Raw genomic sequence first — 15,696 nt, forward strand, 5'->3', positions numbered from 1 at the left:
CCATCGTTTTGGGATCCCACTTTACGACTTTTTTGGGCTTTTCTGGTGTCGCCAGAATAGAGTCATTATTCTGGCCGACCTGGTTGGCAAATTCTTCAAAACGCCGACGCATTTCTTTCTTCTCTTCAGAATTCATGTCCTGAACAGACTTGTCAGATAAATCTTTCTGGCGAATATCACTCATGCTCTATACCGTAGATCTGTGCATCAAAAGTCATAACCTGTTCTAAATATACATGAAAGCATCATGACAAGCATCCATTTTTTACAGAACGGCCCAGAAGCAGCTCTCGATACGAATAAGGTAACTATCCTTTTTACCCACGGATCGGGCGCCCCTATGGATACCGATTTTATGAATTACTTCGCTGAAAAGTTAGGGAATCAAGGCCACAATATTATCCGGTTTGAATTTCCCTTTATGGCGGAACGCCGAACAACCGGGAAAAAGCGCCCACCAGATCGAGCCCCTAAACTATTGGAATTCTGGCAAGAAGTGATAGATCAGTACCCTCAGCGCCCTCTTTATATAATGGGGAAATCCCTTGGCGGGCGCATGGCCAGTATGATTGCGGATGAAATGAATGTTACTGGTACTATCTGTCTCGGCTATCCCTTTCACCCCCCTAACAAACCAGAAAACACCAGAACCGCACATCTTGAAAATGCCAAAACACCCTGTCTAATCATACAGGGCACACGTGATCCGTTTGGAAGACCAGACGAGGTTGAGCATTATAGTTTATCAGATAAAATAAGAGTCTACTGGTCAGAAAACGGGAATCATAACTTAAGCCCACGGAAAAGATCAGGCCGAACAGAAGAACAAAACTGGTTAGAGGCTATTGCAGCTATAAACGCATTTATCAACGAGACAAATTCATGAGCAAGACTTTACCTAGCTGCGTAGAAGAAACGATAAATCTCTGCCTTCCATTGGGTGAAATCAGGGTTAAACCAATGTTTGGCGGACATGGTCTTTATTTTGAAGACATCATGTTTGCTCTAGAGGCCTTTGGCAGCATCTATTTGAAAGCGGATAAAAAAAGTGAAGTCCTTTTTATTGAAGCTGGGAGTGAACCTTTCACGTATGAAGGCAAAAACAAACCAATAAAAATGTCATACTGGCTTGTCCCGGAAACAGCACAAGAAGATCCAGAAGAATTCATTCATTGGGCCGAACTGGCGATTACTGCATCAAAACGCGCCCATGCGAAAAAGCAGCCTAAAGCAAAAAAAAGATAAACTCTGGCTGAGACGACTCTGTTCTAAAAACAATCAAGTAAACTTGAAAAATAGAAGCAACTCGGGATAACAAAAATAACAGAAATAAAGGAATAACCGCCATCGAGAATAATTAGTTCAGTTAGCCTGTTTTTCCGTGACGCAATCTGTGTATACTGCGGCGCAACATTACAACTGAACAGATAACAGACAAACCTGCTACTGCTCAATTATCAAATCAGCTGCCAGAGAAAGTTAGGGAGCCACCAGCATGTCCGATCAAGGCAACATTCGTATTGAAACAGATTCCATGGGCGAAATAGACGTCGCAGCAGACCGTTATTGGGGTGCTCAGACTCAACGCTCGCTTCAGAACTTCAAGATTGGTGGCGAAAAAATGCCACCTGCGCTGATTAAGGCCCTCGGCACACAAAAACTTGCTGCTGCACGCACGAACATTGAATTAGGTGTGTTGGATAAAAAGCTCGGCGAGACGATCTGCCAAGCCGCACAAGAAGTTATCGACGGAAAGCTGACGGATCACTTCCCGCTGGTTGTCTGGCAAACAGGCTCTGGTACGCAGAGCAATATGAATACCAATGAAGTCATTGCTGGTCGCGCAAATGAAATCCTGACTGGTGAGCGTGGCGGGAAATCCCCTGTGCACCCAAATGATCACTGCAACATGGGGCAGTCATCAAATGATACTTTCCCATCGGCAATGTCCATCGCGGGCGTAAGACAGTTAAGTGAGGAAACTATCCCTGCACTGGAACGGCTGCACGCTTCTCTTGATGCCAAAGCAAAAGCTTATGAAAAAATCATCAAAATCGGCCGCACACACCTAATGGATGCAACGCCCCTGACCCTGGGGCAGGAATTTTCCGGCTATGCCAAGCAGATCGAATATGGCATTGCCCGGATCAAGAATACACTTCCACGCTTAGCCGAACTTGCGCAAGGCGGTACAGCTGTTGGTACTGGTTTGAACTCTGTCGAAGGTTTTGCTGAAAAATTTGCGGCTCAGGTTTCAGACATTACAAAGCTACCATTCACAACGGCACCAAATAAGTTTGAGGCACTTGCAGCACATGACGCCATTATTGAGGCATCAGGTGCGTTAAACGTTCTTTCAGCTTCCTTGATGAAGATTGCCAATGACATCCGCATGCTTGGCTCTGGCCCGCGTTGTGGACTGGGCGAGTTGCTGTTGCCTGCAAATGAGCCTGGTTCATCCATTATGCCAGGTAAGGTAAATCCTACCCAGGCCGAAGCGATGACAATGGTTTGTGCACAGGTTATGGGGAACCACACAACAATTACTGTAGCCGGATCAAACGGACACTTTGAACTCAACGTTTTCAAACCCGTGATGATTTACAACTTGCTGCAATCTGCCAAGCTGATTGGGGATGCCTGTGACTCATTCCGCGAAAATTGTGTTGATGGTATCGAAGCAAACGAAGAGCGCATCACAACCCTGATGCAACAATCCCTCATGCTGGTGACGGCCCTCAACCCGCATATTGGCTATGACAACGCTGCGAAGGTTGCAAAGAAGGCCTACGTCGAAAACAGCACACTTAAAGAAGCAGCTGTAGCACTCGGCCTTTTGACAGCAGAAGAGTTTGATGAAAAGGTCCGCCCTGAAAACATGGTCGGTCCCCGTAAAGCCTAGGTTGATCTAAAGGCGGGTGATAAATCCATATTGCCCGCCTTATCTTCTTTGTTATTACGCGAGAACAACATGGTTCTGGACTTCAAATCGGAAGAAATCAAAAAACGTTCCGTAACCATATCCGGGCACAGAACCAGCTTTAGCTTGGAAGAAGGCTTTTGGCAGGAAATAAAGCTCCTTGCGAAAAGCGAAGGCTTATCTCTCAACCAGTTTGTTGAAAAAGTCGATGAAGCAAGAACAAGCAATCTTTCAAGCGCGCTTCGAATTCTTGTTTTCAATCACCTCAAAAACCGGCTTGAAGACATTAATAAAGATACTGCTTCTGAACCTATCTCAGAAAAATAGAGCGCCTTTCCAACGGAAAAACACTCTATTTTTTTATGTTCGATTACCTTACCCAGTAATCACTTCAAACGAAAAGGCTAAGGCTTAGCCACCAAGTTCCTTAAAAAGTCCCTTCAGAAGTTCTTTGGCTTTCTTTTTCTTGGACTTCTTGTCCTCAACAACTGGCTCATTCTTTTGCTCAACAGGTTCCCCCGTTACTTCTGGTTGCGGTTCGGAAACGTCTTCACTTGGAACTTCGCCACCCAAGAGCTGATTGATTGTATTAGACTTGTTTGATTGCAGGAACTGCCCTTTGACCCTTGGGTTCGGCTTATCCAAATCACCCTTCAGATGAACGGTTAGATAAGGTTTGGTCGGGTCTTCACCCTCACGAAACAGGTCACTTTGACTTTCAATCAACCATGCTGGTAAATCCACTGTGGCTGCCGTAAAAACCGATGTTCGATTGCCATCAACTCGAAGGTCTTTGGTAACAAGAACACCATTATGAATCGTATACGTCCCCTTCAACTGAGCGGGATGTCCTGCGAACGATTGCAACAATGTTGTCGTTGCATCTCCAACGCCTTGAATCCCCTTTAGTTTGGAACCAAGGACGCCAAGCAGCGCTCCGCCAACAACTTCTTTGGTTTTAACTTTTGCGGTTAAAACACCATTAATCTGACCGTTACCATTTAATGCCTGAACAAGATCAGCTTCGGACCTGCCTTTTGTCGTAATCTTACCTTCAACGGAAACAGGGCCTGAAACTCTTTTGAAATCAGCCATATCCCGAAGCAACGAACCACTATCAATATTGTCACCCTTGATATCCATATCCACAAGAATCTGATCCCGGCCATCAACAGTGCCTGTTGCTGTAATTCCACCACCATAGGCAACGCCTGCAAACTGGGAAAGTGTCAAAACACCATCCAGCAACGTCGCTTTTGCCTGCACATCTGAGATACTTAAAGCATCCTTCTGAACGGCATCAGATATAAGCGAGATCTCGGCATCCAAAGAAGACAATCCGGACAGATCCATTCTTTCCTGTGACCAGCGCCGGTTCAATCCAGCAGAAACCGAGCTACCACCACCGCTTGCGCCACCTGATGCTCCGCCCTGCCCTGGTTGAGGCAAAAGGCTATTCAGATTCAGCTGACCTGTCATTAGGTTAGCTGTCACCTTCGGTTTCGCACCTTTTAAGTTTGCGACGACACTCCCTTGGATACGTGTATTGGCAATGGTTCCATCAAGCTCTGACAGTTCGACTTCCCCCGGTCCCGCCTTGACGACAGATTTAACAGAAACCCGTCCCCATTGTGGATTTGTCGAAGCTTCAGGATTAAGTCTTTTCACAAGCTGTGCAGCATCGGGGTGATCAATAACCACTAAACCTTGATACAACGAGTTGGTCCCGGGCTGAATCACACCTTTGGCCTGATAGGACCCACCTATTGCTGCCCCAAGCAGGTCAAGCGATAGATTGTCTTTAGTCCCTTGAACATTACCACTAATCTCTAAAGAGCCCAGCTGGGGCATTCCCTTAATTTTATCTTGTCCGGCAAGCGTCAAAAGCTTTGGAAGGTCAGCAACCTTGGCGATTATTGTCGTATCGAAAGAAGGCGTTTCCGTCTCAATCTGTTTGATCGCACCTGACAAAGCGAGAGAAGACCCCTCAATATCATCCAAAGACGCATTTCTTATTTGAAGATTACCTTGTTGCAAAGTGGCATCTAGCTTCACCCCACGAAGCGGAATACCTTGGTACACGGCTTCCCCAAGAGTAATATCCAGGTTAGCATCCAACCGCCCTAACAACGATTCCGATTTATTTCTGTTAGCTGATGCTTTCTGAGTTGATGAATTGCTATTATCAGCCAAAGAAGAATCGTTAGACACCTCAGCATTCTCGTTTGTTTTATAGGATGAAGCCTTTTTTTCACCTATCTTGTAGGCATCCAGATCTATTCGATCGATAACAACACGTGCCCCAACACCCAAACGATCACGAAGCGCAATTGTAGCCGCCCCATCCAGATGAGTAACATCCAACGTAATGGAAACCGGGTTTAGAACGATCTGTTCGGGCATCAAGCTAAAGCGCAGCTTACCATCCAACCGTCGTAGCCTGTCATTGGGGACATCAGGAACATCTAATTCAAGCCATGTCAAAAGTCCGCGCAGATCCTCTGTCCGCGCGTTCAATTGCCCATTAACTGTTTGATTTTGATAATTGGCAGCAAGAGCTATTTGGCTTCCACTTGGAAGTTGAGCGCTTAAATTCTGAATCTCGAACACACCATTCCCGAGGCTGGACTGCAAAACCAAACCACGCACAATTCTTTGATTGTAAATAATATCATCAATACTGATTTGCGCCTGAAGAGAAATTTCAGGGGAAAACGTTGGCCACGAAGATTTAGAAAGCTGTTTCGTACCTTGGTCAACTTCTGACGTTGAATGTCCTGTTACCGCATTGTTCTCATCGGAAGTACTTTTTGTGGCCGAGCTCTTGTTCTTTTGGATCGCATCTTGAACAGTGAGAATATCATCCAGGTTCACTCTTGGGCTTGCCAGATTCATCGAGATATCGACACCGCCTTTCAGACCAGCACTAACCGTGCCAGTCACTTTTTGCGCCCCAACCCGAACGATAAGATCATTCACAGAAAGCTTGTTAAGATCACCCTCCAGCTCAGCAGATATTTCAAAATGACTGTCCGCACTTGTTTTGACATCAACCTTAAACAACTCTGAAATCAACGACCCGAGATCACTTCCATCCCCGTCGAATTTTCCGCGATAGGAAGTACTGTTGACATGACGAGAAACCAGACCATTAAACTTTAGCTTTGCTTCGGAATCAGGTAGGCGGATACCTGCATTAATTGCGGTTGCTCCTTCGTCGGCAAACTGGCCCAAATCCAGTTCAATCTCTGTACGCTGCCCTCTCAACAACAAATCACCACCCAGAGTAAAAGGACCTGTGAGACTTTTTGCAGCTACCTCAACATTAATCCCTTCAAAAGTCTCCTGAACATTGCCATCTCTATAATGGACGGTACCGTCAATAATTCGAAAATGATCAAGCACAACACCGGAAAAGAAGGTGCTATCAGCTTCGTCTTCATCACTATCTAAAGCGTTATTTGGGTTTAGTGCAAGCCCGCCATCTGCTTTCTCTTGAGTAATATCCACAGGCGAGAAAACCCAGTTTCCCGAACCATCTGCAAACTTCTCAACATGTATGATAGGTTTTCTTAAAATAACTTCATCAACCCGAAGTCGACCACTCAACAATGGGAAAACAGCAATTTTCACCCCCAATTCATCAAGGGAAATCATTGTGTTTTCGTTGGATCTTGGGTCGTTTTCCAATCGGACATTCGCCGCAGAAAAACTTGGCACAGGGAGTATTCTAAGGTGAAGATCCCCCTCAATATCCAAAGTTCGTCCCGTATGAGCATAAACTTGCTCTGTTATGTCGCCTTTATACTGGTTCCAGTTAATAAAACCTGGCCCAAATAGCACGCCACCAATGACGAGAAGTAATATTATGGATATTGAAATCGTAAATTTGCGCACGATCCAACCTTTTATGATGTTTTATGTTTATGGTTTTGTGTAAAAAATCACACTCTATAATTGTTAAGATCTAAACTACTCATAAGCTTGTGTTTAATCAATCGTTTGCAAGAGATACCTTTATTTAAATTGCGTTATTTCAGATAAATCTGCGCATTCCCCGCAAAAATAAACCATCGCGTGCAATTCCGTGATAAACTCGGCTTTCAACACTTTTATAATCAGGTACGACATTTTGCTTAGAACATTCATTATTAGTTTTTTTATCCTCGTTTCCACCAATGCTTTTGCAACCCAACAACTTACGAATAAAGAGCTTGCACAGCTATGTAATTCCGAGGACCGATGGTTTGGCGGTCTGTGTAACGGATATATTACAGGTACGGTTGAGAGCCTGTTGGAAATGAGAGAACAAGGACTGATTGCAGAGGCATTTTGTTTTCCAGCGAACACACAACGCGGTCAATTCATTGACGTCATTAGGCTGTCTCTTACAAAAAAAATCGATACCCAGCCAGCATTTGAAAGCATCGTATTAACATTAAGGGAAAAATATCCGTGTGAATAAAGCCACAAAGGAACAAGAACTAACTTCTAAACGCCCCCGCAACTTCAAAGATTTGATCGCAGTTATTTCTTGCGTATCTATTGCTGGGATCAGTATGGGGTTTACGCTTCCTTTGATGACTATTTCACTTGATCGCGATGGGAATAGCGGATCATTTATTGGTCTTATAGGTTCCATGCTTGGAATCGCTATTGTACTTTTTTCCCCTTTTGTCCCTGCCTGTATTTCCTATCTCGGCATGAGAAAATTTGTCATCATTTGTATGCTTGGCGAAACACTCATGTTTGTTTGCCTGTTTCTCTTTCCAACACCAGTTGCCTGGGTTCTCATCCGCTTTGTTATGGGCATGGCTGTTGCCGGGATTTTCATTGGCAGTGAAAGCTGGATTAATCACCTGGCCATCTCATCTCACCGTGGACGCATACTCGCCCTTTTCAATATTTCCTTAGGCCTGGGCTTTGCTTCCGGCCCTTTACTTCTCGTTATCACGGGAACTGATAGCTGGCTTCCCTTTATAAGCGGTGCCTGTATTTGTTTCCTCGCAACAATTCCTTTACTGCTGGCTCAAGATCCAGAGATGGATTTGAAAACCCCGAGCAGCTTTAATCAATTCTCATTTATACTGATCGCCCCTGCATATTGTGCTGCGGTTGTTCTTGCTTCGGGAACAGAAACTCTAATGGGAACTTTTTTTCATTACTACGGTTCCAGAGTAGGATATGCACAGCCTGATATGCATGTCATGCTAACCTTGTTTTTTCTTGGTGGCCTTGTCTTCCAATACCCAATCGGCTGGCTTGCCGATCACATGAACATTCCGCGCCTACTGCTTATTCTAGGAATGATTTGCATGTTATGCATCATCCTGACATTCCAATTTTCCCATATGATTTTCGTGTTTAAATTCCTTCTATTTTGTTGGGGGGGAATTTTAACATCTATCTACAACACGGTTCTTACGGCTGTTGGGCACGAATACAAGGGGGCTGATTTGATTGCGGCAAATGCATCATTCGGGTTTTTATGGGGGATAGGCGGATTGATGCCTCTTGTTGGCGGTCAAGCGACACAAATATATCAAGGAGAAGCTTTGATATACGTTTCACTGGCACTAACGATGCTGTTTGTCATTTTGATGGTTGGTACTTTGATAAACCCGAAAGCAAAGAAGAAAAACTATAACTAGGGTGTTTTCTTCGCCAATTCTTTCCACTGGGCCTTCTTACGATAGATTGTCGAAGGATTGATATCCAGCAAACTTGCTGCTTTTACGATATTGCCATCACACTTTTCTATGGCACCTTCGATTGCGTCTTTTTCAATCATCCAAAGCGGTAAAACTTCTGGAGGCTCCACCGCTGGTGTCGCTTGATCGGTTACGAAATAATCGGTGACGTCAGGGATAGAGCTTCCAAGATTGCCATCATCACTTGCGGTAACACTTTCCTTATATTGCACAACACTCGAATTTTGACGACTTAACGACGGCAGCATATCAGCGGTTAAAACCTTGCCTTCGTTCAAGACAATTGAGTTTCTTATGACATTCTGCAGTTGGCGAATATTCCCAGGCCAATTGTAATTATTAATCGCTTCCGCTGCTTCAGAAGAGAAGATGGAAAACTCTTTACCTTCTTCTTTTGCATATTCAACTAAAAAAGACTTGGCAATTTCCAGAATATCCTCGTCACGATCTCTTAATGGCGGAAGATGAATAGGGATAACATGAAGGCGATAATATAAATCTTCGCGAAACCGTCCTGCTTGAACTTCTTGCAAGGGACTTCGATTGGTCGCACAAACAATTCTAATATTTACTTTCTCCAAGCGGGTACTACCGACTTTGTGAAAAGTGCCACTTTGGATAAAGCGTAAGAGCTTTGTCTGCAGATCAAGATCCATTTCGCAGATTTCATCCAGAAATAAAGTCCCGCCATCCGCCTGTGTCGCGGCCCCGTCCCTGTTCCCGATTGCCCCCGTAAAGGCCCCCTTCACATGACCAAAGATCTCTGATTCCATTAAATCCTTTGGTATTGCCCCGCAATTAAGGGGGACAAATGGTTTTTCTGCACGGGGGCTACACTTATGAATTGCTTCGGCACAAACTTCTTTTCCAGTACCGCTTTCGCCTGTGATGAAGACCGTTGCCTTGGAAGCCGCCGCAGAATCAATTGTACGATAAATGGACTGCATCGCAAAGGAAGAGCCAATAAACCCATAAAAATGCGTTCGCTCTTTAATGGCTTCAACCATCTCGGATAACTGCATATGCTTCAAAGCATTGCGCACCGTGACGATTAGTCGATCGGCAGAAAACGGTTTCTCAAGGAAATCATAAGCCCCCAACCGCATTGATTCGACGGCGATGTTCACAGATGCATTTGATGTGATAATAACCACAGCGATCGGTAATTTTCGCTCCTGCACCATACGCAAGATTTCAATACCATCCATGTCAGGCAATTGCAGGTCTAGTAGAATAACCCTGTATCCGCCGCCCTCCAGCTCATGCAAGGCTTCTTTACCAGACATCACCTGAGTAGATTCATAGCCAGAACGCTTTAAATAACTTGTATAAACAGCAACAAGCGATGCCGTATCTTCGACAAGTAAAATAGAGGGTGTGTCTGTCATCGAATATCGTACCAATCGGGTGCTATTATTCAGCTAAACAAGAAAACATTGATGATACGAGGGAACATACGCCTTGCCAAGCTTACAAGAGGCCCAAGCAGTACAAGACAAGGCCTCTTCTAACTATCTTGATAGGCTTCCATTGTTAAGGCCCCGATGGCATCAACACCGATAACAAGCTCAATCGCGTGCTCATGATTCTCACGTCGACAAGCTTCATTAATAAGTCGCATACGTTCCTGCAACCGAAGGGCCCCAAAAGTTCCACTTACACTTTTTAAAGTGTGGCTTTCCCTTTCCAACTCTGTGCCATCACGTACTCGTGCCGCATTAAGAACACCTGCGAGATGCGTCTTTAGATCGGCACGAAACTGTTCGATAAGAAAGGGAATAGTTTCTTCCCCAACTTCATTTGACAAAGACTGAATAACCACCTCATCCCGTATAGGATAAGTTTTATCCAATTCTTGCGTATCTATTTCATTAATCGAGCTAATTGTCCTGTGCTCCCCTCTGAAATCGGTGTGGCAAACACCGATATTTCAAGATGATTAATCCTGACAGTTATGTTTTGAACACGTGTTGCAAATGAAACTTGTTTCCAAATATAGGCAACAAAAACAAGCTTCTTCAGCAACTCATCAAGAATAACAGCTAGTAAATAATTAAACAGTATAAAAGTTGGGGTTTATACATATCCTCTGCGCGCCCCTGACGTCCCTTGGAAAACCAAGTTTCAACAAGCGGTAACATCATAAGTCGCGAGAATCTTTCCTGTAAGGGCATCTTCGCAATAGAGGCTGACATCATAGCCCCACAATTGCGCTATTCTACGCATCACCTTTTCAGCTTCTTTACCATCAATTGGCACATCGTCGTGCACCATATGGCGCAAGGTAATGGCACGGTCCCCCTCAAATTCGACATCAGCAACCTGTATATCCAATGTCATCGCTGAAACAGTATGGGATTTTGCCAAAGCACTCCGGACTTTTTTGTATCCACGGCTATCATGAATGGCTTCGACCTTTAAGTGCGGAAGGGACGAATTATCGTGAATTTGAAATAATCGAAAGTCACGAATAAGTTTCGGGCTCAAAAATTGTAAAATAAAACTCTCATCCCGGTAATTTGCCCAGGCATCTTTTAGAACCTCAATACCATTATTGGATCCTGCAATATCAGGGAACCATTGTTTATCTTCATCTGTTGGCTCATGACATATGCGGTAAATATCCTGCATCATGGCAAATCCCAAAGCGTAAGGATTGATACCACTCCATCTCTGATCATCAAAATCTGGCTGAGCCACAACCCGGGTATGATAATCAATAAATTCTAGCATTGCGCCTTCGGTGATTAGGCCTTTATCAAATAGTCTGTTCATAATGTAGTAATGACAAAAACAGGCACAGCCCTCGTTCATCACTTTGGTTTGCTTTTGCGGGTAAAAATACTGAGCGATATTTCGAACAATACGTAATATTTCTCGCTGCCAGTCTTCCAGTACAGGGCTATGTTTTTCAAAAAAATAAAGTAGGTTGGCTTCCGGCAATCCAAACTTGGCCATATTGGCTTCCTGACGTTGGCTTTTTACTTCACCATCCTCAACGTCCGCTTCATTATGCGGCAGTGTACGCCAGATATCTCTATAATCACCGCGTTTATGCTCTTCACGATCGTCTATGCGCTGTTTCGCCATTTCACGAGACATGGGGGCAGGTCTTGAATAGTGATCGACCGCGTTCTCACGAAGTGCATGTGCCGCATCCAACAATTCTTCCACGGCTTCAACACCATGTCGCTCTTCGCACTTATTGATGTATTCACGGGCAAAATGCATATAGTCCAGAATAGCTTCTGCATCTGTCCATTGTTTGAATAGATGGTTATTTTTGAAGAAATGATTATGCCCAAACGCAGCGTGGGCGACGACCAGTGCCTGCATCGTCATGGTGTTTTCTTCCATGATGTAGCTGATACAAGGGCTAGAATTTATAACAATCTCATAGGCAAGGCCCCGCATACCTTTGCGGTAATAAAATTCGTCCTGAACAAAGCTTTTACCAAATGACCAATGATTGTACATCAATGGCATACCAATACCTGAATAGGCATCCAACATTTGTTCAGAGGTAATAACCTCTATTTGATTTGGATAAACATTCAACCCCAACTCGGTATTTGCGATTTCTTCTATGGCATCATAGACACAATCGAGCTTCTCAAAGCTCCATTCCGCACCTTCATACAGCGGCTTCTGTACCTCTTGTGCCTTTGCCATAAGAACTCCTTTCTAATACTGTCCTGACCACCAACCGCACAAAAATACCAACTCATTGGGCTCTATGTTTCACGAGATGTTCAGCTTTCTTTGGTATTAATTTTCCCCGGCATCCTCTTTTGAAAATAAATCCCTAAAAACAGGAAAAATATCATTCGGTTTGACAACTCTTCGCATGGCAAATTGTTCAAAACCCCCGGTTAGTTGAGCATAAATCCGCCAAAGATCGGTCATGTTTTGTTCGTCTTTGAAGATCTCAAGCTCTTGCTCATCCATAACCTCAATATAAGCAAAGTACTGACAGGCCGGCAGGATCACATCGCCCATTATGGCGAGGCATTTTTCCCGATCACTTGCAAAGTTATCGCCATCAGACGCTTGGGCCGCATAGACATTCCAGTCGCCAAGGGGATAGCGATCTTTTAGAACTTTCTGCATTTCTTCCAGTGCAGAAGAAACAATGGTTCCCCCTGTCTCTCTGGAATAGAAAAAAGTCTCTTCATCAACCTCTTTTGCCATGTGTGTATGGCGAATAAAAACTAGCTCAACCCGTTCGTATTGAGTGGAAAGAAACAGATGCAGAAGCATAAAGAACCTTTTTGCCAGATCTTTCATGCTTTCACTCATTGACCCGGAAACATCCATCAAACAAAACATCACAGCACGCGTGTTCGGTTTTGGAATTTTTGTGAACGATTTGTAGCGAACGTCCAAGGGGTCAATGTAGGGAACAAATCGACGACGATGCTCTAGGAATTCAAGTTGCTCGTGGAGCTCTTTAAGTTTTTTGGTTTTCCGCCCTCTCGCCTCAAGGTCCAGTATCTCTTCACGAAGTGAGTTAAGTTCCTCACTTCCTGGCCGCTTCATCGAAATTCGACGGGCAAGGCTATGCCGCATTGTTCGCTTCAAATCAAGATTACTAGGTGATCCGACGCGTACATATCCAGCTCGCTGCTTCTCAAACTCAACTTCTTCTTTCAGTGACGTTTTCACCAGATCTGGTAGCTCCAGATCTTCAAAGAAAACATCCAGAAACTCCTCTCGAGACAAAGAGAACTGGAAACTGTCTTCTCCCTCACCATCTTCACTGGCTTTTTTCCCGCCCTGCCCCTCACCACCTTTTGGCGGACGCTTTATCTGATCCCCAGTCGAGAATTCTTTGTTGCCCGGCAAAACACGATCATGCTTGCCTTTAGAATAGTCATACTTGAAACGAGGTTCGTTTAACCCCTTAGAGGGAATGGTTATGCGACCATTATGACCTATATCGGTCACTTTACCGCCATTAACAGCCTCTTTTACGGCTTTGCGTATCTGACTTTGAGCACGACGAATAAACCTCTGCCGATTGGGTAAACTCTTGCCCTTTGGATTTAGTCGCCTGTCAATAAAATGCATCATGCTGTTAGTCCACCTATCCATTGCCTCGCAAGATCATCTGACTAACCCGCTTTATTCACACGCATATACCAATCAACCAACCGATGAACCTGTCGCTTGCTATAGCCACGATCAACCATCCGATCGACAAATTCATTGTGCTTGGATTCAGTCTTCTTATCTTTTTTCGATCCGAAAGAAATCACTGGCAACAGGTCTTCCACCTGACTGAACATCCGTTTTTCAATTACTTCTCGTAATTTTTCATAGGATGTCCAACGGGGATTGTGCCCTTTGTTGTTAGCCCGGGCACGCAGCGTAAATTTCACAACCTCGTTTCTAAAGTCTTTCGGGTTTGAAATTCCCGCCGGTTTCTCAATCTTGGACAGCTCCTGATCCAAAATCCGAGGATCAAGCAGTTGTCCCGTATCAGGATCTTTGAAATCGTGCCCTTCGATCCACGCATCAGCATAAGAAATATAGCGATCAAAAAGATTTTGCCCAAAATCTGAATAGGATTCCAAATAGGCCTTTTGAATCTCATTCCCGATAAATTCAGCGTAGCGGACAGATAAATAGCCTTTGATGAACTCAAGATAGCGTTTCTCTATTTCATCAGGGAATTGTTCACGCTGTATTGCCTGTTCCAATACGTACATAAGGTGCACTGGATCGGCTGCAACTTCATTCGGATCATAGTTAAATGTCTCGGCCAAAACCTTGAAGGCAAAACGAGTAGAAACACCATTCATACCTTCGTTCTGTCCAGCAGCTTCCCGGTATTCCTGAATCGGTTTTGCATTCGGATCGACATCTTTTAGATTATCGCCATTATAGACCCGCATCTTTGAGAAAATATTGGAATTTTCATGTTCTTTTAAACGCGTCATCACACTGAACTGTGACATCATTTCCAATGTTGACGGTGCACAGTGGGTATCATTAAGGTCGCTATCTCTCAGCAGCTTATGATAAATATCAGCTTCTTCATTAGCACGTAAGCTATAGGGAACCTTGATCACGCAAACACGATCAATAAAGGCTTCATTGTTTTTATTGTTCTTAAAATTTTGCCATTCAGATTCATTTGAATGCGCCAGAATAATACCCTGGAAAGGTATCGCCCCAAGGTTTTCGGTTCCCACATAATTACCTTCCTGCGTCGCGGTCAGTAAGGGGTGTAACATTTTAATCGGCGCTTTAAACATTTCGACAAATTCAAGTAATCCCTGCGTCGCCATGTTCAAGCCACCACTATAGGAATAAGCATCTGAATCGTTTTGGCTATAATATTCCAGTTTCCGAATATCAACCTTCCCAACAAGGGTCGAAATATCTTGATTATTTTCATCACCGGGTTCTGTTTTGGAAATACAAATTTGACGTAGTTTTGATGGGAACATCTTTACTACTGTAAACTTGGAAATATCACCTTCAAATTCTTCTAAACGTTTAAGTGCCCAGGGGGATATCAATCCTGTCAGGCGATGTTTGGGAATGTGATACTTGTCCTCAAGGAGATCCCCCATTGTCTCTGGATTAAACAGGCCAAGAGGAGATTCAAAAATAGGGCTGATATGATCACCGGCTTTCAAAACGTAAACCGGACAATTCTCCATTAAAATCTTTAACCGTTCAGCAATTGAAGATTTACCGCCGCCAACTGGTCCCAATAGATAAAGGATCTGCTTTTTTTCTTCGAGGCCTTGAGAAGCATGTTTAAAGAAGCCAACAATGCGTTCTATGGTTTCTTCCATACCATAGAACTCGCTAAAGCTTGGGTAGCGCTTGATTGTCCGGTTCATAAAAATCCGGCCCATACGTTCATCTTGGCTTGTATCAAAAAGTTCAGGCGTACCAATGGCATCCAGCATTCGTTCTGCTGTCGAGGCATACATAACCCTGTCTTCCCTGCATCCAGACAAGTAATCCCTCAACGACATTTCGCTTTCTTGCCGGCTACCGTATAGCTCGGAATAGGCGTCGAAAATATCGGTCTTGGGCATTATGACC

At 44.2% G+C, this 15,696-nt stretch carries 13 protein-coding genes; 6 read left to right on the forward strand and 7 right to left on the reverse strand.

Going from position 1 to position 15,696, the window contains the following annotated elements; genetic code table 11:
* The coding region (locus tag Q0241_RS15230; protein ID WP_299378980.1) for a hypothetical protein at positions 1-184 on the reverse strand (184 nt) is incomplete at its 3' end.
* A 63-nt stretch (positions 185-247) separates the two neighbouring features.
* On the opposite strand from Q0241_RS15230, the gene Q0241_RS15235 reads away from it, so the two are divergent.
* From Q0241_RS15235 to Q0241_RS15250, 4 genes are all read left to right on the forward strand, one after another.
* Positions 248-886 (forward strand): alpha/beta family hydrolase, encoded by a 639-nt coding sequence (locus Q0241_RS15235; RefSeq protein WP_299378982.1) that lies wholly within the window; start codon positions 248-250, stop codon positions 884-886.
* Positions 883-1,245 (forward strand): TfoX/Sxy family protein, encoded by a 363-nt coding sequence (locus Q0241_RS15240; protein ID WP_299378984.1) that lies wholly within the window; start codon positions 883-885, stop codon positions 1,243-1,245. The genes Q0241_RS15235 and Q0241_RS15240 overlap by 4 nt, the downstream gene beginning before the upstream one ends.
* 250 nt (positions 1,246-1,495) lie before the next feature.
* On the forward strand, positions 1,496-2,902 hold the full coding sequence (gene fumC, locus Q0241_RS15245) for a class II fumarate hydratase (protein ID WP_299378986.1): 1,407 nt from the start codon (positions 1,496-1,498) through the stop codon (positions 2,900-2,902).
* Between the two features lie 30 nt (positions 2,903-2,932).
* Positions 2,933-3,247: a ribbon-helix-helix domain-containing protein gene (locus tag Q0241_RS15250; protein ID WP_366941191.1), complete on the forward strand. Its 315-nt coding sequence runs from the start codon at positions 2,933-2,935 to the stop codon at positions 3,245-3,247.
* An 84-nt stretch (positions 3,248-3,331) separates the two neighbouring features.
* Here the strand turns inward: Q0241_RS15250 and Q0241_RS15255 are convergent, their stop codons facing one another.
* Complete coding sequence (locus Q0241_RS15255; RefSeq protein ID WP_299378988.1) at positions 3,332-6,817, reverse strand: AsmA family protein; 3,486 nt, start codon at positions 6,815-6,817, stop codon at positions 3,332-3,334.
* A 190-nt stretch (positions 6,818-7,007) separates the two neighbouring features.
* Here Q0241_RS15255 and Q0241_RS22595 point away from each other — a divergent pair, with 190 nt between their 5' ends.
* Both Q0241_RS22595 and Q0241_RS15260 read left to right on the forward strand, forming a co-directional pair.
* Positions 7,008-7,385: a Rap1a/Tai family immunity protein gene (locus Q0241_RS22595; RefSeq protein ID WP_366941192.1), complete on the forward strand. Its 378-nt coding sequence runs from the start codon at positions 7,008-7,010 to the stop codon at positions 7,383-7,385.
* Positions 7,378-8,571, forward strand: a complete 1,194-nt coding sequence (locus Q0241_RS15260) for an MFS transporter (RefSeq protein ID WP_299378990.1) — start codon at positions 7,378-7,380, stop codon at positions 8,569-8,571. Before Q0241_RS22595 ends, Q0241_RS15260 begins: the two co-directional genes overlap by 8 nt.
* On the opposite strand, the gene Q0241_RS15265 is transcribed toward Q0241_RS15260, so the two are convergent.
* The 5 genes from Q0241_RS15265 to Q0241_RS15285 all read right to left on the reverse strand — a co-directional run bounded on the left by Q0241_RS15265 (position 8,568) and on the right by Q0241_RS15285 (position 15,689).
* Complete coding sequence (locus Q0241_RS15265; protein ID WP_299378991.1) at positions 8,568-10,019, reverse strand: sigma-54 dependent transcriptional regulator; 1,452 nt, start codon at positions 10,017-10,019, stop codon at positions 8,568-8,570. The two genes, Q0241_RS15260 and Q0241_RS15265, sit on opposite strands and share 4 nt — an antisense overlap.
* A 119-nt stretch (positions 10,020-10,138) precedes the next feature.
* A complete protein-coding gene (locus Q0241_RS15270; RefSeq protein ID WP_299378993.1) occupies positions 10,139-10,483 on the reverse strand; it encodes an Hpt domain-containing protein in 345 nt (114 codons plus the stop codon).
* A 272-nt stretch (positions 10,484-10,755) separates the two neighbouring features.
* Positions 10,756-12,303 (reverse strand): SpoVR family protein, encoded by a 1,548-nt coding sequence (locus tag Q0241_RS15275; RefSeq protein ID WP_299378995.1) that lies wholly within the window; start codon positions 12,301-12,303, stop codon positions 10,756-10,758.
* Between the two features lie 96 nt (positions 12,304-12,399).
* Positions 12,400-13,704 (reverse strand): YeaH/YhbH family protein, encoded by a 1,305-nt coding sequence (locus tag Q0241_RS15280; protein ID WP_299378997.1) that lies wholly within the window; start codon positions 13,702-13,704, stop codon positions 12,400-12,402.
* Between the two features lie 41 nt (positions 13,705-13,745).
* Positions 13,746-15,689: a PrkA family serine protein kinase gene (locus Q0241_RS15285; RefSeq protein WP_299378998.1), complete on the reverse strand. Its 1,944-nt coding sequence runs from the start codon at positions 15,687-15,689 to the stop codon at positions 13,746-13,748.
* Positions 15,690-15,696 lie beyond the last annotated feature (7 nt).

The sequence above is a fragment of the uncultured Kiloniella sp. genome, from assembly GCF_937128705.1.
Taxonomy (GTDB): Bacteria; Pseudomonadota; Alphaproteobacteria; order Kiloniellales; family Kiloniellaceae; genus Kiloniella.